This window comes from uncultured Flavobacterium sp. (genome assembly GCF_963974175.1).
In the GTDB taxonomy this organism is placed as follows: Bacteria; Bacteroidota; Bacteroidia; order Flavobacteriales; family Flavobacteriaceae; genus Flavobacterium.
This window is the reverse complement of record NZ_CAXBBR010000005.1, coordinates 139,329-162,559: the sequence shown is the minus strand read 5'-3', so window position 1 is coordinate 162,559 and position 23,231 is coordinate 139,329. Positions and strand designations below refer to the sequence as shown.

The following is a 23,231-nucleotide window of genomic DNA, read 5'->3' as shown; positions in this document are numbered from 1 at the left end:
TTTCGTATTTCAATAATTTTTAAATTATCAAAAATGGATTTAATGGGAATGATGGGTAAACTAAAAGAAACCCAACAAAAAATGGAAGAAACTAAAAAACGCCTGGATACTGTTCTCGTTGATGAGCAAAGTACCGACGGTTTATTAAAAGTTACGATTACTGCGAATAGAAAAATAAAATCAATCACTATTGCCGATGACTTATTGCAAGACAAAGAGCAACTAGAAGATTATATGATTTTAGTGATGAACAAAGCAATCGAGAAAGCGACTAAAGTGAATGAAGCAGAACTTGATGCTGTTGCAAAAATGGATATGCCAATGATTCCTGGAATGGATAATTTGTTCAAATAATCCAAAACAGTTATAAGAATATGAATTATGAGTTAATTTAAAAACTCATAATTCATATTTAATAATTTACATCTTTGACAAGGTTTCTAATACATAAGTATGCATGACTTCCCTATAATCAAGATGCGTTACCATTCTTAATTTTCCCTGTCCCATTGAACTAATGGATATGTTTTTTTGTTTTAGTTTCTCAATTAAAACTTTCTCGCTGTAATTAGGCGCCAACGTAAATATCAAAATATTTGTTTCTACTGGCTCTACTTTGGCAACCCATTCTTTAGTATTTAATATAGATGCTAATTCTTTAGCACGTCTATGATCTTCGGCAAGTCGACTGATATTATTGTCTAAAGCATATAATCCGGCTGCAGCCAAATAGCCTACCTGACGCATTCCTCCTCCTAATATTTTTCGGATTCGCAGTGCGCGATGAATAGTCGCTTTATCTCCTAATAAAACAGAACCTATTGGTGCACCTAGCCCTTTTGATAAGCAAACCGAAATAGTGTCAAATAACTGTCCAAATGCCTTTGGGTCTTGTTTTTTGGCAATTAGAGCATTCCAAATTCGGGCACCATCAAGATGGAACTTCAAATTATTAGCTACACATACTTCTTTTATTTTTTTTAACTCGTCTAACTCATAACAAGCACCGCCTCCTTTATTAGTCGTGTTTTCAACACAAACCAAACTCGTTAACGGATTATGATAAAACTCAGGGTCGTTGATAGCTCCTGCCACTTGTTCGGCAGTAATCATTCCGCGATCACCATCGAGCAAAGAAAAGGAAACCCCACTATTAAAAGATGCTCCCCCACCTTCATAAAGATAAACGTGAGCATACTTATCGGCAATAATTTGCTCTCCTGGATTTGTATGTAGTTTTATTGCCGCTTGATTAGCCATAGTCCCTGAAGGGAAAAATAGCCCTGCTTCCATCCCAAAAATTTGTGCAATAGTATCTTCTAATTCTATTACTGTGGGATCTTGTTTATATACGTCATCACCTACTTCGGCATTGAACATAAACTGCAACATTTCTTGTGTCGGCTTGGTAATTGTATCGCTAATTAAATTTATTTCCATTGATTTATTTTTTATTTCTAACACGGATAAGTCTTCACTTGTTCCTAAGAGAAAAATTTTCTTATTTTTGTCCTACAAAATTACATAATTTATGACAACTACCGAACAAATTAAAGGTATTGTAGAGCGCCTTGGTGCGTTGAGGAGGTATCTTTGACGTTGATGCCAAACTAATTGAAATTTCTAACGAAGAAGAAAAGACTTTTGCCCCAGATTTTTGGAATAACGCGAAAGAAGCTGAACTAATTGTAAGAAATCTTCGAAATAAGAAAAAATGGATTGAAGATTACGATAAAGCAGTCGAAATGACTGACGAATTGCAGTTAGCCTATGAGTTTTATAAAGAAGGAGAACTCACTGCAGAAGAGCTAGACGAACAGTATAGCGGTATCGCAAATCACATTGAAGCGATTGAATTCAAGAATATGCTTTCTGATGAAGGCGATTCTTTAAGTGCTGTAGTACAGATTACTGCAGGTGCTGGAGGTACTGAAAGTTGCGATTGGGCCGAAATGCTTATGCGTATGTACATGATGTGGGGGGAAAAATATGGCTATAAAATAAAAGAACTGAATTTTCAAAAAGGAGAAGCAGCCGGTATAAAAACGGTTACACTCGAGTTTGAAGGGGATTATTCTTTTGGATATTTAAAAGGCGAAAATGGAGTACACCGATTAGTTCGTATATCTCCGTTTGACAGTAATGCCAAAAGGCACACTTCCTTTGCATCCGTATACGTATATCCACTTGTAGATGACAGTATCGAAATTGATATCAATCCTGCCGATATTGAAATTACAACTTCTAGATCCAGTGGTGCTGGTGGGCAAAACGTGAATAAGGTAGAAACTAAAGTGCAGCTTTTTCACAAACCCACAGGAATTCAAATTCAGTGTTCAGAAACACGTTCGCAGCAAGACAATAGACAACGTGCCATGCAAATGCTTCGTTCTCAGTTGTACGAAATCGAATTAAAGAAACAATTGGCGCAACGTGCTGACATCGAAGCCGGAAAAATGAAAATAGAATGGGGCTCACAAATTCGCAATTATGTGATGCAGCCTTATAAATTAGTAAAAGACGTTCGTACTGGCTATGAAACTAGCAACGTCGACGGTGTGATGAACGGTGAAATCGACGAATTCTTAAAAGCTTATCTAATGATGATGGGACAAAGAGACGAAGAAGAATAATTTTCACTTCTATTAATCACGTTTGCTTGTTTAAACTTAAAAAATCCTCTTACTTTCGTTTTCGAAATGGTAAGAGGATTTTTATTTTTTTATTAGCTACAATCCATTTTTTAATACCTCTAAATTCCCCATAATAATAGTTGGGTTTTGCTTGGGGTGTAACCAACTGACAATTGATTTCATATTATTTTCATCAATAGCAACACAACCAGCGGTAAAATAAGGTTCTTTTACACCTAAATGAAAAAATATAGCACTCCCTTTTCCTTTTACAATTGGGTTCGTATTGTATTCAATCACCGTACAATATTTGTAAGCATCATTTTTCAACAGTAAGTTCTCATATGATTTTGCATCAGTAGCTCCTTTGACATACGTATTGTACTGATCTGAGTTGGGGTCATCAATCCATTTGTCTTCAGCCGTAGTTTGTTGGTTTTCCAGCAAAGTATTAAATTGCTTTTCGTACGAGAATAATTTTCCTAAGCGAAATATTCCTGTCGGTGATTTGCCATCTCCTTCTCGTTTTTCACGCGGCAATGCAAAACCATTTTTCCCTATACCGGCTTTTACTGGTTCTTGTTTCACAACCCACAAAGCATCTTTCTTTTCTAAAACTACTAAAAATGCTGCATAGCTACTAGCATCGTTATTATATACAACCAATAACTGACTGGTTTTTTCTAACTTCTCTTTATTCCTATTTGCAATTAATAATGCGTTTTCAATAATATCATTATTAGATTGAGCCTGAAGATTCAAACTAAAGAAACATACGGCCACTAAAAGTAAAACCTGATTTAAAAAATTCATTCAACTATGGTATAATATTCAATAATTATCTATTTCGCCTGTATTCCTATAATTCATCACAAACATAATAATTTATCATTTACGCATTCTGTAAGTTATTTCCAGTAGTACTTTTACGGAAGTCAATCCTAACCTTCACAATAATTCACGGTCATATTTAACATTCGATTTACATCAATAGACTTTATTAAAAAGATTATTTTACTACTTTTGAAGACTAAATTAAACTTTTTTCATGAAAAAATCGCTCGCCCTTCTTGCTTTGCTATTATCAATTTCTATTTACTCGCAAAAAAAAATATATTACACTGAAGACTTTAAAGAATTGCGTTCAACTGAAGGAGCGACGTACTACAGCACTTATGAAGATACTAAAAAAGGTACTACTAGAACCACTTATTTTATAGATGGAACAAAACGTAACTACGATGAATTTTCAAATTTCAAAAAGCGTATTAAAGATGGCGTATCTATCACTTGGTACAAAAATGGAAATAAAGAAAAAGAATTGATTTACAAACATGGGAAAATTGACGGGATTTCAAACCTCTATTATGAAAACATCCAGATCAAACGTAGCGAAAATTACAAAAACGGTGAATTTATTGACGGGAAATGTTTTAATGAAAGCGGAACTGAAATTACTTTTTTTCCTTATTATATACAGCCTGAATTCCCAGGAGGAATAAATGAATTTTATAAATATGTAGCAAAGAATTTCAAAAGTCCTAATAGTGCTAAAGGACGAATAAAAGTTGATTTTGTGGTTGAAATAGATGGCACTTTAAAAGATTTTAAAATAATTGAAGGGCTTAATTATGACATGAATGTTGAAGCATTAAGAGTGCTATTTAATAGCCCGTTATGGATTCCTGGCAAAGTAGACGGGAAAGATGCTCGTGTTAAATACGGCATCCCAATTACGATCAATTAAAATAAATAATTCTTAGCATTTAACTCATTTAATTTTAGCGACTAAAATTAAATGAGTTATTTTTTTTTATAACCATTCAATTAAAGAAACTCCAACACCCACAGTAGTTTGGAGATTGTTATAATCTATCAGCGTTTCACCATAACCGTGGGAAATTAATAGATATCCTTTTAAATTATTTCTAACCGGATAAGACCATGAAAAAGCGGCATTCCCTCTTGCTTTTGAATTAAAACTAAGATTATGACTACCAACAAAAGAAAGGATATTACCGTTTTTGGTATAAATGACATTCACATCTCCCCTACCTACATATTCTGCAATATCAGGATTGTCATCAATTGCAGCTGGCATACGAAACCAAGGTCTCACATACACAGTCCAATTGTTACGTTCAAATCCTGCATGCAGTATAATTCTATTCCAGCTACGGGAAAAAGGATCACTTTTTCCATTTGACTCATGATTTAATGCAACTCCTACCATTCTTGTTTTAAAACCAAATAAATTAAACTTCACAGGGAAATTTAAAATAAGTTCAGGTTCATAGTTAACTTCTCTAAAGGGACGTGAAAGCGCAGTATTATAGATTTGCCAATGTGACTTTTGAGTATAGGCTAACCATAAGTCACCATGACCCCAGAAAATACTTTGCAGTACTTTAGTCTTAAAACTCAATTGGAATTTAGTCTCGATATTATTGTAGTTAATAACCTCAGGCGCTACATAATCCGGATCTGTATTTCCTGATTCAGGCCGTTCATTCGGGTTATTCGTCCAGCGCACGGGCAAAACAAACATAGGCTTGTAAGGAGTAATCAAAAAGGTTCCCCTCACTGAAGTAGTATCCAGTTCCCATCTTTCCGTCATATTTCTAAGTTGCGTTTTACGGTTAAACAAGGCCTGAACCTGAGCATTAACAGTAAAAAAAGAAAAAAGAAGTAGAAAAATAGAAAGCTTAATTTGAAAATATTTCATATTCTAGAATCAAAATTTAATCCGCAAAAATAGTAGTTTGACATCTCACTACGTTACACTTTTATTTTAAAAAGTTATATAAATACTACTTTTAATCTTGTTAAAGTATCTGCAAACATTTGGAACTTTAAGACTAAATCACTTTATTTGAGAATTCTATCATAACCCAATCTATCAGTAACATTATGAAATCTTATACCGTCCAAGAAATAAACGAAGTCCTCAAAGGAGTCATATCTGGTAGTACCTCACAAACAATTACAGCACCTGAGCAACTAGAGGTTGCAACTGACTCTGAAATTTCATTTATTGGAAACAAAAAGTATGAGAAACTATGGTCAACATCTAAAGCTTGCGTTGCTGTTGTAAACGAGGATATTTCAATAGAACCGGGAGAAAACAGAGCTTTCATCAAAGTAAAAAATGCTGATTTAGCGATGTCTCAAGTTTTGGAACTTTTTGCTCATCCAATGCCTCAATTTTATATTGACATTCACCCTACGGCAGTTGTTGATAAATCAGCGACTATCGGAATTGGAACAAAAATAGGCGCCGGAAGTTATGTTGGACCAAACGTAAAAATTGGAGAAAACGCAATCATTTATCCTAATGTCACTATTTTGGATGAATGCACCATAGGAAAGAATACAGTACTGTGGTCTGGAACTGTAGTTAGAGAGCGTTGCCACATTGGTAATGATTGTATTATACATCCTAACGCAACAATTGGCGCAGATGGATTTGGATTTCGTCCTTGTCCTCAAAGAGGACTGGTTAAAATTCCACAAATAGGAAATGTAATAATAGGAAACAATGTCGAAATTGGTGCCAACTCCTGTGTAGATCGTGGCAAATTTAGTTCCACGGTTTTAGGAGATGGTTGTAAAATTGACAATTTAGTTCAAATAGGTCACAACAGTAAATTGGGTCGTTTTTGCATTATGGCAGGACACAGCGGATTAGCTGGTTCTGTAACTTTAGGCGACGGAGTTATTATTGGCGGAAGCGCCTCCATAAAAGATCATGCAACATTAGGAAGTGGCGCAATCGTAGGCGCTGGATCTGGCGTTACCTGCGATGTCCCTGCCGGAAAAACAGTACTAGGTTATCCTGCTGTTGAAGCACGCGATGCCTTAAAACAATGGGCTATTTTAAAACGATTAGTCAACGATTCAAAAAAATAAACAAGTAGATTTTATCATATTCGTAAAAAAACAGGAGTTCGCTTCTGTTTTTTTGGTTTTATATCGAAATTTAATTGGAATCGAACGTAAATAATAAATTTTATTTCGTTCGATTTTGTATTTTAGCGCAAACTATTTATAACACTATTACAACATGGATTTAAACTTCAATAAAAACGAAGATCACAATAAACTTTTACTGTCTCAATTAAGACAAAATTTTTCCAAAGTAAAATTAGGAGGAGGTGAAAAAAGAATTCAAAAACTACATGCTGAAGGTAAAATGACGGCGCGCGAGCGTATTGATTATTTACTTGATCCTAAGGCAAAGTGTATTGAAATTGGAGCTTTTGTTGGTGAAGGAATGTATAAAGAACACGGTGGCTGTCCATCCGGAGGAGTTGTTGTAAAAATAGGATATATCAGAGGAAAACAATGTATTGTTGTTGCTAATGATGCCACGGTAAAAGCGGGTGCTTGGTTCCCTATTACCGCCAAGAAAAATCTTCGTGCGCAAGAAATCGCCATGGAAAACCGCCTGCCTATCATTTATTTAGTGGATAGTGCTGGTGTCTATTTACCGCTGCAGGACGAAATTTTCCCAGACAAGGAACATTTTGGGCGTATATTTAGAAATAACGCCCAAATGAGCAGTATGGGGATTACCCAAATTTCGGCGATAATGGGAAGCTGTGTTGCCGGAGGAGCCTATTTACCTATAATGAGTGACGAAGCCATCATAGTTGAAGGAACAGGTAGTATCTTCCTAGCAGGTAGTTATTTGGTAAAAGCAGCTATTGGCGAAAGTATCGACAATGAAACTTTAGGAGGTGCGACGACGCACTGCGAAATTTCGGGAGTGACAGATTATAAAGCGAAAGACGACAAAGACGCCTTAGACAAAATAAAAAATATCGTTGATAAAATTGGTGATTTTGACAAAGCCGGTTATAGCCGAGTGAAATCAGAAAAACCAGCCTTAGACGAAAAAGAACTATACGGTGTTTTACCCAAAGCTAGAAATGAACAATACGACATGATGGAAATCATCAACCGTCTTGTGGACAATTCAGAATTTGAAGCGTATAAAGATGGCTACGGTCAAACTATAATCACAGGTTACGCAAGAATTGACGGTTGGGCAGTAGGAATTGTAGCTAACCAGCGTAAAGTGGTAAAAACTAAAAATGGCGAAATGCAGTTTGGTGGTGTAATCTATTCAGACAGTGCCGACAAAGCAACCCGTTTTATCGCCAATTGTAATCAGAAAAAAATCCCTTTAGTTTTTGTACAGGATGTCACCGGTTTTATGGTGGGATCTAAATCAGAACAAGGTGGAATCATAAAAGACGGTGCCAAAATGGTCAATGCAGTAAGTAATTCTGTAGTGCCAAAATTCACGGTTATTGTAGGGAATTCCTACGGTGCAGGAAATTATGCCATGTGTGGAAAAGCATACGACCCAAGATTAATTTTCGCCTGGCCAAGTGCAGAATTAGCCGTCATGGGTGGTACACAAGCTGCAAAAGTATTGGCACAAATTGAAGCTTCATCCTTGAAGAAAAGTGGAGAAGAAGTAGATGAGGCTAAAGAAGCTGAATTATTCGCTAAGATAAAAGCCAGATACGACGAACAGGTTTCTCCTTACTATGCTGCTTCCAGATTGTGGACAGATGCGACTATCGATCCTCTAGACACGAGAACTTGGATATCTATGGGTATTGAAGCGGCAAATCACTCCCCTATTGAGAAAAAATTTAACTTGGGTGTAATTCAGGTGTAACAAAGCCTTTTTTATTTCTAGGAGCAGAAAGTCTCCGGTTTCAGAACCAGATCCCTCCCGCTATCCGCTGTATTCCCCAATTTAAAAAAACAAGGCTTGTTGCCTTATTTTATTTAAGTCGGGGGATGCCGCTTCTATCGGGGCTAATCGACTGCGGACTATTTTCAGAACAATCTCATTAAAAAAACAATTGGAATCCCATCCTTATATATGGTTTGCAACGCTTTATTTGGTTCATAAATCTAAGTAAGGTATTCGTTACAAAACAATATCATAGAAAATTAGCTAAATAAAGGTTTGTTAATGATACTAATCCATTGGTAACCATTTCAAACTCTTAAATTCCTTTCCAGGAGCATTACACGATTAAATATTTGACGCTGAGCCGCTAACATCTTCTGATTTTTTTGTATTTTTATAAAAACCAAATATTTTTCTTTAAAAGAAATGGCTTTGGTTTGTAAAAGAACCTCTGTATGGAAAAAGATAAATTGACATATCAAGAATTACTAGACCAAATTGCTGAACTCAAAGAACAGAATGAAATTTTAAGATTACAATCTTCAATTCAAAATGAAGAGGAGCTAGATTATGATTACATGACTATCCTAAACAATATTGGTGATCCAGTTTTTCTAAAGGATGAGCAAAGCAAGCTACTTATTGTAAATGATGCTTTCTGCGAAATGATTGGTCGTTCTAAAGCTGACGCTATAGGCCAGACACTTGCCGAGGTTGTTCCTCCTGAAGAGCAAGAGAGCTTTTTAAAAATTGACAAGCAAGTAATAGCAGATGGAGTGGAAAATATAAATGAAGAATCACTTACAATAAGCGGTGTTGCAACCAGAATAATTTCCACAAGGAAGAGGCGGTTTATTAATTCTGACGGAAAGAAGTTTCTTGTAGGAGTAATTCATGATATCACTGAACGGAAGAAAGCTGAAAATGCACTTAAAGAAAGTAAAAAACTATTAATAGAACTTAATGCCACAAAGGACAAATTATTTTCTATAATAGCTCATGATTTAAGAAACCCGTTTAGTAACATTATAGGAATTTCGGAATTATTAACTGAAAGTCCAAACGACTTAGGGGATGCAGAATGTGAAGAGTACTTAGGCATTATAAATTCACAGGCTAAAGACACACTTATTTTACTTGACAACTTGTTAAATTGGGCACAATCGCAAACAGGACAAATTAGTTTTAACCCAGGTAAAATAATTTTATCAGACGTTATTCCGAAAATAATAAAACTAAATACTTCTCTTTCAAAATCTAAAAACATCTCTTTAAATTATTCCTCATTGGAGAAAACCGAAGTTTATGCAGATGAAAACATGCTGAGAACAATTTTGCGAAATCTCGTTTCCAATGCAATTAAATTCACAAAATTAGGAGGTCACATTAACATCCATGCTGTTTCAAGACAAGATCATGTGGAAATCTCCATCTCTGACAATGGAATAGGAATAAAGAGAGAAAAACTTAAAGAGCTCTTTAAAATATCGACACATATGACTTCGTATGGTACGGCAAACGAAAAAGGTTCGGGTTTAGGATTAGTACTTTGCAAAGAATTTATAGAAAGACACAATGGTAAAATTTGGGTTGAAAGTGAAGAAGGTAAAGGAAGTGATTTCAAATTCATGTTGCCTTTGAACAATTCATATGCGTGAGAACAAAAACTACCTGTAACATTTAAGTCTAAGTTACGATTGCAAAGCCAACAATAAACCCTTTATTGAACAAAGCCGTTCACAATTCTGTTCAAATGCGTTTGTACAAACGCAATACCATGGCGCATATAAACTTCCTACTTATGGAAGCGCACATAAAACAGCCAAAATAATCCATTCGAAAACCCATTTATAACTACCTTTCTTAAAATTATTTTTCCCTATTTTTACGTACAAAAGTAAGAGCTAGTAAATCTAAGTTTAGAAAAAACAGTCACCTATTTCAATGTATTAACCTGAACACGAAACACTACTTTTAGAATAAACTAAATTCCTATCGTATAGCAATGACCTATCATTTTAGAAAAGCCACAAATTCAGAAATCCCACAAATTTGGATCATATTACAACAGGCAATCGCACGTCGAAAAAAAGACGGCAGCAACCAATGGCAAGATGGGTATCCTAATCCAGAAGTGATAAAAAATGACATTGATAAAAATGCAGGTTTTGTTTTGACTGAGGGAGACACTATCATTGGATACAGTGCGCTATTAATAAATGACGAACCTGCCTACGAAAAAATAGAAGGAAAATGGCTTACGAACGGTGATTTTGTTGTGTTTCATAGAGTAGCTATTTCAGAAACACATTTAGGGAAAGGCTTAGCCAAAAAACTACTAGGATTCATAGAAGAATTTGCAATAAGCAACAACATCAGCAGCCTGAAAGCAGATACTAATTTTGATAATTTTGCCATGATGACTATTTTTGAAAAAATGCGGTACAGCTATTGTGGCGAAGTGCATTTTAGAGGAAGTGCCAGGAAAGCATACGAAAAAGTAATCGTTAAACACTAAATAACAGCTCGTTTACACAATAGAAAAACAAAAGTCAAAACCCTTTTCAGAACACATGAGAAAAATAATTCTACACGTTTTTATCGTCCTTTTATTTACCCAATGTAGTTCTGTAAAAAAGCACAATGCACATTTAATGACTCTACTACCCGTAGATCAGTTAAAATCAGATGTCGATTTTACGTATACTAAATTACAAAGCTTACATCCTCAACTTTATTGGTATACTAGCAAGGAAGCTTTAGACTTTAAATTTGATAGTTTAAAGTCCACTATTACTCAACCTATTACCCCACTTGCTTTTTATAAAAAACTGAGCCCTATTGTCGCCGCCGTAAGACAAGGTCATACCTATCTATATCCTGCTTCAAAAGAAATGGCAAAAAAGGAAACGAAAGATCTTATTAAAAAAGGAACGGGTCCATTTTCACAATTTGACTTCGATTTTTTTGACAACAAGTTGTATGTCGTAAACAATAAGTCGTACGACAAAGGAATTCAAGCAGGTGCCGAAGTGATCGCCGTTAATGGTGTAAAACCGTTTGATTTAATTCAGGAATACAACAACTACTACAGTTCTGACGGCTATAATACTACCTTAAAAAATAGTACTTCTGGTAAGCGCTTCTCGTCCTACTTTACCGTAGAAAATGGAATTAAGGACAGCCTAACCTATACTATAAAATACAACGACAGCATTCAATTAATCACCATCAGACGATACAAGGAAGATTCGATTAAAAAACAAGCTCCCAAAATCCGAAAAAAAGTGACTGCGCTAGACAGAGCAAAATCAAGGGAAGCCAGAAGAATGAAACGAGTAAATGGGTATAATACTGATTTGAAAAATTACAATAGAAATTTAGATTTCATCGAAAAAGACAGCAGTGCCGTCATCATGAAAATTAGAAGTTTTAACAAAGGAGATTTCAGACCTTTTTATAAAGAAAGCTTTCGTAAAATTGAAAAATATAAATCCAATACCCTGATTCTTGATTTAAGAGATAATGGCGGTGGACGCTTAAATGAAATTGTTGATTTATACTCTTATCTGGCCGACTCTACTTTTGTATTCTTGGATAAGTCGGAAGTAGTCTCAAAATCAAGCTTGATGGAAGGCGCTTATTTTAATGGAGGTTCTTTTGGCGTAAAAATCCTAAAAGCGATTTACGCTCCGCTGCTTTATTCTTACCTGCTCCTGACGGTTCATAAAGACGATACAGGTAAAAATTGGTATGCTACCCACACAAGACAGCATAAAGTGAATACTAATTCGTTCAAAGGAAAAATCTATGTTCTGATAAACGGCGGTAGCTTTTCAGCTTCCAGTCTTATTTCTTCCAACTTAAAAAGTTCGCAAAGAGTGACTTTTGTGGGAGAGGAAACTGGAGGAGCTTTTAATGGAACAGTAGCGGGATTTATGCCTGTCTTAAAATTACCCAATTCTAAATTAAAAATTAGAATTGGATTAATGATGATGGCTCCTCATCATAAAACCGAAATAAAAGGGCGTGGTATTTTTCCCGACAAAGAAATCAGCACTACCCTTGAAGACCGACTGAAAGAAAATGATCCTGAACTTAACTGGATTTTAAATGACCTAAGAACCAGTCAATAAAACTTTTCAGAAATAAATGATGAATATAACGCTACAGTTATTCAACCAACCTAATTGTATTCAGGATGAATAAATAGTACACAAATTACTTAAAACCATCAAAGAAAATCAGGTTAATGAAAATAAAGTATTGTATAACAGATACTTATAATTATATTTTCTAACTTTATGTAGCTGACTCTGCCATCTAAAGTAAAAATTTTATTTATTGCTTTATGTTATTCTATCTTCTATTTTATGCAATACTAAAATCATAACTGATTAATCTATTGATCCTAAAATATAAATAAGATGAAAAAGTCAACGGTCATGTCTATAATTACAATGCTATTATTTATACATTTAACTGTGGCACAACAGTTAGAGAAAAAAATAGCAATACCTGATTATTCTAAAACATTACTATTGGAGGGTGGCTTAAATCTGTCAGTACCTGTTCATATTCAAATGTATCGCTCACATAGAGTTGGAATTGGGGTTAACGTGCGAGTTTCAAAGAAAATTTCTCCAAAAACAGAACTTGGTATTAGGGGAGAATATGATTACCGCTTTGCAAGGGATAATGGCCCTGATACTACTGATACAGCTAGTGGAAGGGCTTTGCACAAAAACTTCAGTTTATTTGCTCTTAAACCAAACGTGCAATTTGAACTGCGGAAAAATTGGTTTTTAGGTGTTGAAACAGGTGTTGGCTACGCTCTTTCAGACGAAAATAATAGCATTGGTCTTGGTTTTATATCGGAATACAATGGGGAAGCGCAGTTTGGATCGTGCTCTGGAATATATCTTGGTAAATACTTTACCGCTGGTACAAATGATAGAACATTAGGAATATCACTAAATCTGACCAACTTTGTAGCTAAAGGCCATGCCGAAAATACACTTGGCTTAAAATTTAATTACTGCTTTAAGAAGTAAATAAGAAGAAAATTTCTATATTCAAAAAAAGCATCATGATGACTACTCATGATGCATTTTTTTTTTAAAACAGAAAAAAATTTAGATACTTTCTAACATTTCTTGTCTTTTAATTTTTCCGTTTTCTGTCTCGAAGAATTTATCAATATAAAAAACTTCTTTTGGCTTTTCATACTTGTCTAATGAACTATAAATATCCTCATCTAGTGGCAGTTTTTCCCCTTCAATAATTAGTACTAATTTCTCTCCTAAAACAGCGTCTGCAACTCCTCCTACAAAAAATCTGGAATGAATTCCATGTGATAATTTTTCTTCAATTTGCTCTGGAATCAATTTAATTCCGCCGCTATTGACTACATTATCAATTCTTCCCAAAAGAATAAATTGATGATCATTTATTAATTCTACTAAATCATTAGTGACAATAATTTCATCAGAAATCTTTGGTGCATCAATTACTAAGCAATTTTTATCATTTTGTGAAATTTGAATATTCGGTAAAATTGAAAACGCCTTCTCCCCTATCTTTTTGGCAGCAATATGTGTGACAGTTTCGGTCATACCGTAGGTCTCGTACACTTCTGTTTTGCCTTTTAAAAGTCTTTTTTCAAGTGATTTACTCATTTTGGCACCACCAACGATCATTTTTTTTACATCTTTCAATCCTGCCAATGAATTTTCAGCTTGCAAAGGGACCATGGCCACAAAATCATATTTGGTCTCATTCTTTGTTAATGGATGTGAACTTGGTGCAACAAAATCTACATCTAACCCAAGAATAAAACTGCGAACCAGCATCATTTTTCCAGCTATATACTTAGTAGGCAAACAATACAAAGCTTTATCTCCAGGGCTTAATTTAAAAAAATCACCTGTAGCCAAGGCAGAGTTCACCATCATTTGTTTATTTGTTCTAATCATTTTAGGTATTCCTGTAGTACCAGAAGTTTGTAAATCGATATATGGTTTTTCATCAAACCAGTCTAATAAAAAATCACCTATCGACTTCTCAAATTCATCTCCTTCTTTTATCAAACAATAGGACACTCTGCATAAATCTTTTTTATTTAGAGAAAATCCATTCAATTTAAAATCACTGTGTACGTTTTTATAAGTTACTTCTTTCATTACTAGTTTGTTATTTTAAATAGTGTTGTTTTCTTGTATCTGAATTTTACCTGTCAATTTTTCTTTCCAATCGCTCCATTGGTATTTCTTACTAAAGATATATAAAAGTATTGGGTAAATTACCATTACTGGTAATATTACATCCAGTCCAGCTTTAGGCTCAGATATGTCCTTAAATATAGAATGTGTTTGAAAAGCAGACCAGTCTGAAGTAACTAATAAAGCGCTTACTAGATTATTGGCAGCATGAAAACCTAAGGCCAGCTCCATTCCTTCATCCATTAAGGTTAATACTCCTAAAAATAAGCCTGTTCCTATGTAATATACAAAAATGATATTCCCCATTTTTGAAACTTCTGGATTAGAAAGATGCATAGCGCCAAAAATTATTGACGTCATCAGTAAAGGAAACCATTTATTCTTCGTCAGATTAGCAAACCCCTGCATGAGATACCCTCTAAAAACGTATTCTTCTGTACTAGTCTGAATTGGAATTAAAAACACTCCGATAACTACTAATATTGCAAAGGGGACGGGTTTAAAATTCAATACAAAATCACCCGGATTAGTATAGTAAAAAAGTAATGTGGAAATAACCGTAAAAGCAGACCATAAAGAAAAGGAAAAAAAAACCCTCTTCCAGTCAATTTTTGGTCTCGATGTCGTCACGGACCGCATTGTTTGCTTGTGCAGATAACGCACTACAAAAAAAATACCCGCCATGGTAAAAACAAACGAAATCAAAATGAGAAACAAAGTCAAATTCGGGTCAAAAAAATGCATCAACTCGTCATTTCCGGCAGGATAAGGGACTCCTTTTACCTCTGTTTCATAAATTATCCCCAATAGCAACGGAACCTGACCAACAAATGAAGTCGCAATTATTATTACTGAACCAATTAAATATTTCCAAAATTTATTCTCTGAATGTACTCCCTGTTCTATAAACATGTATTATTTCTTTAATTATATATAACTAGTTAGACTATCAAAGTCTACTTTTGTTCCCTCGAAAATACTTTATTTATTTCAATTTTCATTAGTAAAGAAAAAAACAATCACATGATACAAATATACCATAACCCACGTTGCGGAAAATCAAGAAACTGTGTTGCCTATGTAGAAGAGGCAGGAAAAGAATATGAAATCATAAAATATCTAGAAAACCCTCCTACTCTAAACGAACTAGCAGCGCTCTTGAAAAAGTTAAACTTTAAACCATTGGAGTTAGTACGCCAAAAAGAGAAAATTTGGATAGAAAACTTTAAAAATAAAGAAATGACAGACGAAGAAATCATAAAAGCCATGGTCGAAAATCCAATTCTCATAGAACGCCCTATCGTAATTAACGGAGACAAGGCAATCATTGGCAGAGACTTAGAAAAAATGACCCGTTTTCTATAATCTGCAGTAGTTTTATTTAACAGTTTTTTATGATTTGTACATTAAACCATATCTAAAATTTGTAGTCAAATTTGCATAACTAAAATTAGTAATGATGCAGCACTTTTTAAAAAAAATTTTTACCCTCACTTTATTTCTAACCTTTTTTATGAGTTTTTCTCAGCAAGGACAAGGAGGTCCAATGGGAGAAAAAATTAAGATAACAGGAACTGTTATTGAAAAATTAAGCAAACAACCCCTAGAATACGCAACAGTAACCTTCATCAGTTCTAAAAATGCTAAAGTTGTAGCTGGAGGTATTACAAGTCCAAAAGGAGAATTCAATATCGATGTGAATCCAGGAATTTATACCGTTAAAATTGAGTTTATTTCTTTCAAATCAATAGAATTAAAAGACAAAGTACTTAAAGCAAATACTGATTTAGGTACTATCTCATTAAGTGAAGATGCGGCACAACTAAATGAAGTAATTATTCGTGCAGAGAAATCTACTGTCGAGATTAAACTCGATAAAAAAGTATACAATGTAGGTCAGGACATGTTGGTTAAAGGTGGAACAGTAAGTGATGTTTTAGGCAATGTTCCTTCCGTTTCTGTTGATATTGAAGGAAATGTAAGTTTAAGAGGAAGTGATAATGTTCGTATTTTTATCGACGGACGTCCTTCTAATGCTTTGAACATGGCCGAAGCTTTGCGCCAAATTCCTGCCGATGCGATTGATAAAGTAGAAGTAATCACTAATCCATCCGCGCGTTATGATGCTGAAGGAGGGGCTGGTATTTTAAACATCATCCTAAAGAAAGGTAAAAACCAAGGATTCAACGGAGTGTTCATAGCATCAACAGGAATTCCTGAAACCTATGGTTTAAGTGCCAACTTAAATTACAAAACTGAAAAACTGAATTACTTTACTTCTACTGGTTATAATTATAGAACTACTCAAGGAGGAGGATTGACTGATGCAGAATATTTTAATCCTGACGGTTCTACTAATAAATATATCGATGAAAGTCGCAATACAGAGAGAACGAGAAAAGGGATAAGCACAAGATCTGGTGTAGAATGGACCATAAATCCAACTACTTTTTGGACCAATGCTATTAATTATCGAGAAAATACTGGAAAGGATGAAGACTTAGTGAATTTTAATAATTTTGATAGCAATAGAGCTTTCACTTCCAATAATTTCCGCTTAAATGACGGAAATGATAATAGTAATGACTTTGAATTTTCATCTAACTTCATTAAGAACTTCAACGACAAAGGTCATAAATTAACCGCTGACGGATCATTTACTAAAAGCAATGACAAAGAAGATTCCTTTATTAAGGGGGTTAACACTACCTTTCCTGAAAAATCTACTTCAACTAGCACGCTCAACGATGAAGTTCAAGAACAGTATCAATTTCAAGCTGATTATGTTTTACCCATTGGAGAAGGAAGTCAGTTTGAAGCAGGTTATAAAGGAAACTTCAATAATCTAAATAAAGCATATGATATTTTCTCTGATGATAATGGAAATAATGTTGGTAATTTGTTATCAAATACATTAGAATACAAAGAAAAAATCAACGCTCTTTATACGCAGTATGGTTTCAAAGTAAATAAATTTTCTTATTTATTTGGTTTACGTTGGGAAGACACTAACATAGATGTGAACTTATTAGGTTCAGCAGAGTACAATAATAAGAAATACAATAAGTTTTTCCCAAGTGCTTTCGCTACTTATGAAATTTCAGATAAGAGTAGTGTCTCTTTAAGTTACAGCAAACGTTTATCTCGACCTAGAGGACGCTTTTTAGATCCTACTCCTAACGTTTCAAGTAACATCAATATCTTTAGAGGGAACCCGGATTTAGATCCTTCTTTGACGGATAAATTTGACTTTGGATACATCAAACGTTGGGATAAAGTGACTTTCAATACATCTATGTATTTTGAAAATACGGTTGATGTATTCTCCTTTGTACGTTATGAAAGTGGTGAATTTGTAGATGGTACACCAGTAATTCTTAGTACGCCTATCAATATTGGAAAAGAACAAAGATTTGGATTTGAACTCTCTCTAAATTATAATCCATCTAAAATATGGAAAATAAATAGTAGTTTTAATCTATTTAATACTAAAACTACGGGAGATTTCATGTACACCAATTCACAAAACGAGGTGATTGTTCAAAACTTGGATAATGAAGCTTTCTCCTGGTTTACCCGCATCAATTCTCGTTTAACATTACCTGGAAAAGTTGAGTGGCAAGCGAGCGTTATGTATTTTGGACCTAGCAGAACAGCACAAGGTAGAAATCTAAGCTTAACTATGGTTAACACCGCTTTTAGTAAGGATATCATGAAAGATAGAGCGACAATTTCTTTTAACGTAAGTGACATTTTCAACTCCAGTAAAAGAAGATCAGAAACTAATTTACCAAGTGTCAGTTCTTACAGTGAATTTCAATGGAGAAAAAGACAATTCAATTTGTCATTTACGTACCGAATCAACAAAAAGAAAAATGAAAGAGATAAAAATGCCGCAAAAAGTAATGAAGAAGAAGGCGGCGGATTTTAACACTAAAAAGGGATTCATGAAAATGAATCCCTTTTTATATACTTTCAGTAAAGTATAGGCATAAAAAAAAAGGACTCGTACAAACGGGTCCTTTTTTATGTGTCAATCAAACTAAACTGATTGCTCTTTCTTTGCTTTTCTTTTCTCTTTATATGCTTCCCAAGTTGCGCCACCTACCCAATAGGATACGAAACTAACTAAAAAAAACATTAACCAAAATCCCATTGTTAGGATGGTTAAAAAAAGTAAAAAACCTAAGTACTGTGAAAATTCAAACATGTTTTCCGGAATTTTTGAATGTAAGTACAAATGTATGTTTATTATTTTTTCTTAGCAATAAAAATCCAATTCAATTTTCATAAAAAAGTATTTATCCGTATTTTTGAGCTCAATTTAAGGAGCTATTCCCGCTATTCGCTACAATCTTATACGCCAAACAATGGCATACAAGGATTTTCACTGCTATCGGGGCTATGGCATCAGGTAGAGTTCCACAAATTAATTATTAAACTAACACATACAAATCAACAATAAAATGAAATTCAGAATAGAAAAAGACACCATGGGTGAAGTGCAAGTTCCAGCTGACAAATACTGGGGAGCACAAACAGAACGTTCTAGAAACAATTTTAAAATAGGTCCATCGGCTTCTATGCCAAAAGAAATCATAGAGGGTTTTGCATATCTAAAAAAAGCAGCTGCTTATGCTAACTGCGATTTAGGCGTTTTACCTGTTGAAAAACGCGATGCTATTGCTGCTGTTTGCGACGAAATTCTAGCTGGTAAATTAGACGATCAATTTCCATTAGTAATCTGGCAAACGGGTTCTGGTACACAAAGTAACATGAACGTGAACGAAGTGGTTGCTAACCGCGCTCAAGTTCTTAAAGGATTTGAAATTGGTGAAGGCGAACAATTCATTAAAGCTAATGATGATGTTAACAAATCACAATCTTCAAACGATACCTTCCCAACAGGAATGCACATTGCAGCTTACAAAGCAGTCGTAGAAGTTACAATTCCAGGTGTTGAAAAATTAAGAGACACATTACACGCAAAAGCAACCGAATTCAAAAACGTAGTAAAAATAGGTCGTACACACCTTATGGATGCCACGCCACTTACAGTAGGTCAAGAACTTTCTGGTTATGTTGCGCAATTGAACTATGGTTTAAAAGCGGTAAAAAATACCTTAGCTCACTTATCAGAAGTAGCACTAGGAGGAACGGCAGTAGGTACAGGATTAAATACTCCTGCTGGTTATGACGTAACAGTGGCAAAATACATTGCTGAATTTACAGGACATCCTTTCGTAACTGCCGAAAATAAATTTGAAGCACTTGCCGCTCACGATGCCATTGTAGAATCACATGGCGCATTAAAACAATTGGCTGTTTCATTAAATAAAATTGCAAATGACATCCGTATGTTGGCCTCAGGACCACGTTCAGGAATTGGTGAATTAATCATCCCCGAAAACGAACCAGGTTCTTCAATCATGCCTGGAAAAGTAAACCCTACACAATGCGAAGCATTGACAATGGTTTGTGCTCAAGTTATAGGGAATGATGTTGCTATCACTGTAGGTGGAATGCAAGGGCATTATGAATTGAATGTATTCAAACCAGTTATGGCTGCCAACTTCTTACAGTCAGCACGTCTATTAGGAGATGCTTGTATGTCGTTTGACGAACATTGTGCTCAAGGTATTGAACCAAACTACAAACGTATTAAAGAATTAGTTGATAACTCATTGATGCTTGTTACTGCTTTAAATACTAAAATTGGATATTACAAATCGGCAGAAATTGCTCAAACTGCTCATAAAAACGGAACAACTCTTAAAGAAGAGGCCGTTCGTTTAGGGTATGTTACTCCAGAAGATTTTGATGCTTGGGTAAAACCAGAAGATATGGTTGGAAGCCTTAAATAGTTCTAATTAAAGTCATAAATTCAAAACCCTGCAATGTTACATTGCAGGGTTTTTTAATTTAATTTTATCTGTAAGCTAAAAGTATTTGAAGAAGTGACCAGACACTCTTAATTCAGAATCTATTTCCCGTCTACAAAATCCTGTAAATAGCTGAATCTTGCTGTTAATTTTCCTTTTTCAGTCATTTTGGCCCTAGCCAAAATCCCATCTTTATCATCATTAAAGAATGCAGGAATAACGTGCTCCATAAACATTGTTCCAAAACCTTCACTGGCATCTTTTGGCAATTCACATGGCAAATTATCTACCGCCATTACTACGATCGCCGCTGGATGAAATACATCGACTTCTTTATGTTCAGAAGGCAAGTAACCATAGAACGGTTCTGCAATTGTAGATGATCTAAGAGTACAAGCGATAGGACCATCAATGTCACAGGAAACATCCCCTACTACTTTAATTTTACAATCTTTTGACTGCAGCATGTCTTTGGTTAAAATATCTGGTGCATTATTTCCATGAAAATGCCCTGTAATAACAATATCAGATACTTTTGTAAATCGCTCAAAATCACTAACGTATTCCGTTGGATTTTTATAAAAATCTTTACAATCTAAAACTTTCCCATCTATCCTTTTGTTATAATCTAATACTTCAATCTGCGTGTAAACAGCTTGCGCATAATTTTTAGTTAAGTAGTTTTCAATAGAAACTTCCTTGATCTTCATAGCATCCAAAATTTCCTTGATACCGCCACCCACTTTTCCTGATCCTGTAATCACAAATTTTAACGGAGGCAAAACCAGTCTTTTCAAATGATTGATCAGTTCCTCTTTTCCGGATAGTGTCTCTGCTTTAGCTAATTTGAATAATCCAAACTTTAGTCCGAACCCGCGAATCGTATTATAAGCCCCTACAATTCCGGCGTATCTTCCAAAACCAATTAACCTGCGGTTATTTTCGTTGACTATCGTTTCGTGATCATATAAATCGATGTTTTTTTCAAGAATAGTTTGTAGCAATTCCCTATTATAAGGTTGCTTTTTGATTGTATGCGAAAAAAAGAAATACGATTTATTAGCTATTAAAGAGTCCGCTGGAACTTCTTTAACTCCAAATAAAACATCGCAATCATTAATATCATCAACAATTTCTATTCCCAATTCTTTATATTGTTCATCGGTAAAAATTCTGATATCTGAACTTTCCACTTTTATCGTAGCATCCTTATAAAGTTGCTTTAGTCGTAGCAGTTCATCAGGTGAAAAAACAACTCTTCTATCTGGTGGACTCTTTCTTTCTTTTAAAATTCCGAATTTCATATATATTTAAGGCTTTCGTTTTGGCTTATTCTACTTTTGCAAAATCTAATTGTTACAAATATAACACTTTAAACTAAAATTGTTTAATTTTTATAAAATAAATAATCCTTCAATGTATTAAAAGCTGAAGCCCAAAATGATAGTAATTAGAAGTAAAAAACTTTAATAAAATACTGTTAAGGTTTAAAAAAAAATAATCACAACAAAGTTTGATTCTATATATTTGCGTTTCAACTCCACCAAATAATGATCTTTATAAAAAAAGCAAATATACTACAAATACTCATGCTGTCATTGGTTTTGGGTTCCTGTAAACAAAAGAATGAATCCACCACAGCATTACAAGAAACAACTAAAACTAAAAAAGTTGAATTCATAAAAAAAGGGCCAAAACTTTCTGAAAGCTATATAGCATCTAAGAAAAGTTCAATTACTCATTTTTATAATAAAAACTGGCCCCGTAATAGTCTTAATGGAGGCTTTCTAGTCGCTAAAAATGGGCATATTATTTTTGAAAAATATGAAGGACTAGCTAATTACAAAACTAAGCTAGCGATGAGCAGTAGTACACCTCTACATATTGCATCTGTTAGCAAAGTAATTACCGCTACTGCAGTTTTAAAATTAATAGATCAAAAAAAATTAAGTTTAGATCAAAAGTTAAACACTATTTTAAAAGGGTTTCCTTATCCTGACGTAACTATAAAAACGCTCTTAAGTCATAGGACAGGTATGCGTAATTATGCCTATTTCACAGAAAAAAAAGGGATTTGGGACCGTCATAAGATACTTACTAATCAAGATATTTTGACCATCATGGCTACAAAAGGGATTGATTTAGAATTCAAGACAGATACCCGTTTTAGTTATTGCAATACTAATTATGCCATGTTGGCATTAGTTATTGAAAAAGTGACTGGACTTCCATATAAAAAGGCAATGGAGCAAATTATATTCAAGCCTTTAGAGATGAACGACACCTATGTATTTGATTATGAGAAAGACAAAGAAACAGCAACACCGTCTTACAAGGGGAATTTTTCTAAAGTAAATCTAGATTATTTAGATGGTATTTATGGAGACAAAAATATTTACTCTACACCAAGGGATTTATTAAAATTTGATATGGGAAGAAATTCTCCTGAGTTCTTTCCAGCAAAACTTCTGCAAAAAGCCTTCATTGGATACAGTAACGAACATAAAGGAAAAAATAACTATGGCCTAGGTATACGAATGATTAACTGGCCAACCGGACAGAACTTTTATTTTCACAACGGTTGGTGGCATGGTAATACTTCTGCCTATATTACTTTACCAGAGGAAAAAGTGACTATTATAGCATTATCGAACAAATTCAATCGTATGACCTATAAAGTTCGAAATCTATCCGCTCTTTTTGGAGACTATCCTTTCAAATTAGATGACGACGGAAAAGGGGAATGATATTTGATGTTTAATATTGTGAATGCAGATGGCAG

The 23,231-nt window shown here is 34.4% G+C and carries 19 protein-coding genes; 13 read left to right on the top strand and 6 right to left on the bottom strand.

Going from position 1 to position 23,231, the window contains the following annotated elements; translation table 11 throughout:
* Nucleotides 1-33 precede the first annotated feature (33 nt).
* Entirely contained in the window at nucleotides 34-354 is a 321-nt protein-coding gene (locus AAC069_RS10390; protein WP_091086995.1) for a YbaB/EbfC family nucleoid-associated protein, read from the top strand.
* Nucleotides 355-420: 66 nt separating this feature from the next.
* Here the strand turns inward: AAC069_RS10390 and AAC069_RS10385 are convergent, their stop codons facing one another.
* The gene (locus AAC069_RS10385) at nucleotides 421-1,440 is read right to left on the bottom strand and encodes a GntG family PLP-dependent aldolase (RefSeq protein ID WP_339920399.1); all 1,020 of its coding nucleotides are present in this window, start codon (nucleotides 1,438-1,440) and stop codon (nucleotides 421-423) included.
* Nucleotides 1,441-1,531: 91 nt separating this feature from the next.
* On the opposite strand from AAC069_RS10385, the gene prfB reads away from it, so the two are divergent.
* Nucleotides 1,532-2,633 (top strand): peptide chain release factor 2 gene (gene prfB, locus AAC069_RS10380; protein ID WP_339920398.1). Its coding sequence is split into 2 segments (ribosomal slippage): nucleotides 1,532-1,594 and nucleotides 1,596-2,633, totalling 1,101 coding nucleotides; the frame shifts between segments, so codons are not numbered across the junction.
* 96 nt (nucleotides 2,634-2,729) lie between these two features.
* On the opposite strand, the gene AAC069_RS10375 is transcribed toward prfB, so the two are convergent.
* Complete coding sequence (locus AAC069_RS10375; RefSeq protein ID WP_339920397.1) at nucleotides 2,730-3,446, bottom strand: L,D-transpeptidase family protein; 717 nt, start codon at nucleotides 3,444-3,446, stop codon at nucleotides 2,730-2,732.
* A 235-nt stretch (nucleotides 3,447-3,681) separates the two neighbouring features.
* Between AAC069_RS10375 and AAC069_RS10370 the strand changes: the two genes are divergently transcribed.
* On the top strand, nucleotides 3,682-4,380 hold the full coding sequence (locus AAC069_RS10370) for an energy transducer TonB (RefSeq protein ID WP_339920396.1): 699 nt from the start codon (nucleotides 3,682-3,684) through the stop codon (nucleotides 4,378-4,380).
* Nucleotides 4,381-4,446: 66 nt separating this feature from the next.
* Here AAC069_RS10370 and AAC069_RS10365 read toward each other — a convergent pair whose 3' ends face one another.
* The gene (locus AAC069_RS10365; protein WP_339920395.1) at nucleotides 4,447-5,358 is read right to left on the bottom strand and encodes a phospholipase A; all 912 of its coding nucleotides are present in this window, start codon (nucleotides 5,356-5,358) and stop codon (nucleotides 4,447-4,449) included.
* Between the two features lie 185 nt (nucleotides 5,359-5,543).
* Between AAC069_RS10365 and lpxD the strand changes: the two genes are divergently transcribed.
* The 6 genes from lpxD (at nucleotide 5,544) to AAC069_RS10335 (ending at nucleotide 13,400) form a co-directional block, all read left to right on the top strand.
* Nucleotides 5,544-6,542, top strand: coding sequence for a UDP-3-O-(3-hydroxymyristoyl)glucosamine N-acyltransferase (gene lpxD / locus AAC069_RS10360; RefSeq protein WP_339920394.1), 999 nt, complete (start codon nucleotides 5,544-5,546; stop codon nucleotides 6,540-6,542).
* Between the two features lie 154 nt (nucleotides 6,543-6,696).
* Nucleotides 6,697-8,325, top strand: coding sequence for a carboxyl transferase domain-containing protein (locus AAC069_RS10355; protein ID WP_339920393.1), 1,629 nt, complete (start codon nucleotides 6,697-6,699; stop codon nucleotides 8,323-8,325).
* 476 nt (nucleotides 8,326-8,801) lie between these two features.
* Nucleotides 8,802-10,004, top strand: a complete 1,203-nt coding sequence (locus tag AAC069_RS10350) for a PAS domain-containing sensor histidine kinase (protein WP_339920392.1) — start codon at nucleotides 8,802-8,804, stop codon at nucleotides 10,002-10,004.
* A 347-nt stretch (nucleotides 10,005-10,351) separates the two neighbouring features.
* Nucleotides 10,352-10,864 (top strand): GNAT family N-acetyltransferase, encoded by a 513-nt coding sequence (locus AAC069_RS10345; RefSeq protein ID WP_339920391.1) that lies wholly within the window; start codon nucleotides 10,352-10,354, stop codon nucleotides 10,862-10,864.
* 55 nt (nucleotides 10,865-10,919) lie between these two features.
* The gene (locus AAC069_RS10340) at nucleotides 10,920-12,482 is read left to right on the top strand and encodes a S41 family peptidase (protein WP_339920390.1); all 1,563 of its coding nucleotides are present in this window, start codon (nucleotides 10,920-10,922) and stop codon (nucleotides 12,480-12,482) included.
* Nucleotides 12,483-12,773: 291 nt separating this feature from the next.
* Nucleotides 12,774-13,400, top strand: coding sequence for a hypothetical protein (locus AAC069_RS10335; RefSeq protein WP_339920389.1), 627 nt, complete (start codon nucleotides 12,774-12,776; stop codon nucleotides 13,398-13,400).
* Nucleotides 13,401-13,481: 81 nt separating this feature from the next.
* Here the strand turns inward: AAC069_RS10335 and AAC069_RS10330 are convergent, their stop codons facing one another.
* Together AAC069_RS10330 and AAC069_RS10325 are read right to left on the bottom strand one after the other, a co-directional pair.
* Nucleotides 13,482-14,528 carry an AMP-binding protein gene (locus AAC069_RS10330; protein ID WP_339920388.1) on the bottom strand — a complete coding sequence of 349 codons (1,047 nt, stop codon included), beginning with the start codon at nucleotides 14,526-14,528 and terminating at the stop codon, nucleotides 13,482-13,484.
* A 15-nt stretch (nucleotides 14,529-14,543) separates the two neighbouring features.
* Nucleotides 14,544-15,479 carry a CPBP family intramembrane glutamic endopeptidase gene (locus AAC069_RS10325; RefSeq protein ID WP_339920387.1) on the bottom strand — a complete coding sequence of 312 codons (936 nt, stop codon included), beginning with the start codon at nucleotides 15,477-15,479 and terminating at the stop codon, nucleotides 14,544-14,546.
* Between the two features lie 111 nt (nucleotides 15,480-15,590).
* On the opposite strand from AAC069_RS10325, the gene arsC reads away from it, so the two are divergent.
* The 3 genes from arsC to fumC all read left to right on the top strand — a co-directional run bounded on the left by arsC (nucleotide 15,591) and on the right by fumC (nucleotide 20,431).
* On the top strand, nucleotides 15,591-15,932 hold the full coding sequence (gene arsC / locus AAC069_RS10320) for an arsenate reductase (glutaredoxin) (protein ID WP_339920386.1): 342 nt from the start codon (nucleotides 15,591-15,593) through the stop codon (nucleotides 15,930-15,932).
* A 148-nt stretch (nucleotides 15,933-16,080) separates the two neighbouring features.
* Complete coding sequence (locus AAC069_RS10315) at nucleotides 16,081-18,498, top strand: TonB-dependent receptor (protein WP_339920385.1); 2,418 nt, start codon at nucleotides 16,081-16,083, stop codon at nucleotides 18,496-18,498.
* Nucleotides 18,499-19,033: 535 nt separating this feature from the next.
* The gene (gene fumC / locus AAC069_RS10310) at nucleotides 19,034-20,431 is read left to right on the top strand and encodes a class II fumarate hydratase (RefSeq protein ID WP_339920384.1); all 1,398 of its coding nucleotides are present in this window, start codon (nucleotides 19,034-19,036) and stop codon (nucleotides 20,429-20,431) included.
* 119 nt (nucleotides 20,432-20,550) lie between these two features.
* Here fumC and AAC069_RS10305 read toward each other — a convergent pair whose 3' ends face one another.
* Entirely contained in the window at nucleotides 20,551-21,753 is a 1,203-nt protein-coding gene (locus AAC069_RS10305; protein WP_339920383.1) for an NAD(P)-dependent oxidoreductase, read from the bottom strand.
* A gap of 246 nt (nucleotides 21,754-21,999) precedes the next feature.
* On the opposite strand from AAC069_RS10305, the gene AAC069_RS10300 reads away from it, so the two are divergent.
* Complete coding sequence (locus tag AAC069_RS10300; protein WP_339920382.1) at nucleotides 22,000-23,196, top strand: serine hydrolase domain-containing protein; 1,197 nt, start codon at nucleotides 22,000-22,002, stop codon at nucleotides 23,194-23,196.
* Nucleotides 23,197-23,231: the final 35 nt, after the last annotated feature.

Coding starts and splice junctions, on each gene's coding strand:
- AAC069_RS10350 (WP_339920392.1), top strand. CDS start 8,802: ATGGAAAAAGATAAATTGACATATCAAGAATTACTAGACCAAATTGCT.
- fumC (WP_339920384.1), top strand. CDS start 19,034: ATGAAATTCAGAATAGAAAAAGACACCATGGGTGAAGTGCAAGTTCCA.
- AAC069_RS10365 (WP_339920395.1), bottom strand. CDS start 5,358: ATGAAATATTTTCAAATTAAGCTTTCTATTTTTCTACTTCTTTTTTCT.
- AAC069_RS10300 (WP_339920382.1), top strand. CDS start 22,000: ATGATCTTTATAAAAAAAGCAAATATACTACAAATACTCATGCTGTCA.
- AAC069_RS10385 (WP_339920399.1), bottom strand. CDS start 1,440: ATGGAAATAAATTTAATTAGCGATACAATTACCAAGCCGACACAAGAA.
- AAC069_RS10340 (WP_339920390.1), top strand. CDS start 10,920: ATGAGAAAAATAATTCTACACGTTTTTATCGTCCTTTTATTTACCCAA.
- AAC069_RS10325 (WP_339920387.1), bottom strand. CDS start 15,479: ATGTTTATAGAACAGGGAGTACATTCAGAGAATAAATTTTGGAAATAT.
- AAC069_RS10345 (WP_339920391.1), top strand. CDS start 10,352: ATGACCTATCATTTTAGAAAAGCCACAAATTCAGAAATCCCACAAATT.
- AAC069_RS10370 (WP_339920396.1), top strand. CDS start 3,682: ATGAAAAAATCGCTCGCCCTTCTTGCTTTGCTATTATCAATTTCTATT.
- AAC069_RS10330 (WP_339920388.1), bottom strand. CDS start 14,528: ATGAAAGAAGTAACTTATAAAAACGTACACAGTGATTTTAAATTGAAT.
- AAC069_RS10335 (WP_339920389.1), top strand. CDS start 12,774: ATGAAAAAGTCAACGGTCATGTCTATAATTACAATGCTATTATTTATA.
- AAC069_RS10355 (WP_339920393.1), top strand. CDS start 6,697: ATGGATTTAAACTTCAATAAAAACGAAGATCACAATAAACTTTTACTG.
- AAC069_RS10315 (WP_339920385.1), top strand. CDS start 16,081: ATGAGTTTTTCTCAGCAAGGACAAGGAGGTCCAATGGGAGAAAAAATT.
- AAC069_RS10305 (WP_339920383.1), bottom strand. CDS start 21,753: ATGAAATTCGGAATTTTAAAAGAAAGAAAGAGTCCACCAGATAGAAGA.
- lpxD (WP_339920394.1), top strand. CDS start 5,544: ATGAAATCTTATACCGTCCAAGAAATAAACGAAGTCCTCAAAGGAGTC.
- AAC069_RS10375 (WP_339920397.1), bottom strand. CDS start 3,446: ATGAATTTTTTAAATCAGGTTTTACTTTTAGTGGCCGTATGTTTCTTT.
- AAC069_RS10390 (WP_091086995.1), top strand. CDS start 34: ATGGATTTAATGGGAATGATGGGTAAACTAAAAGAAACCCAACAAAAA.
- arsC (WP_339920386.1), top strand. CDS start 15,591: ATGATACAAATATACCATAACCCACGTTGCGGAAAATCAAGAAACTGT.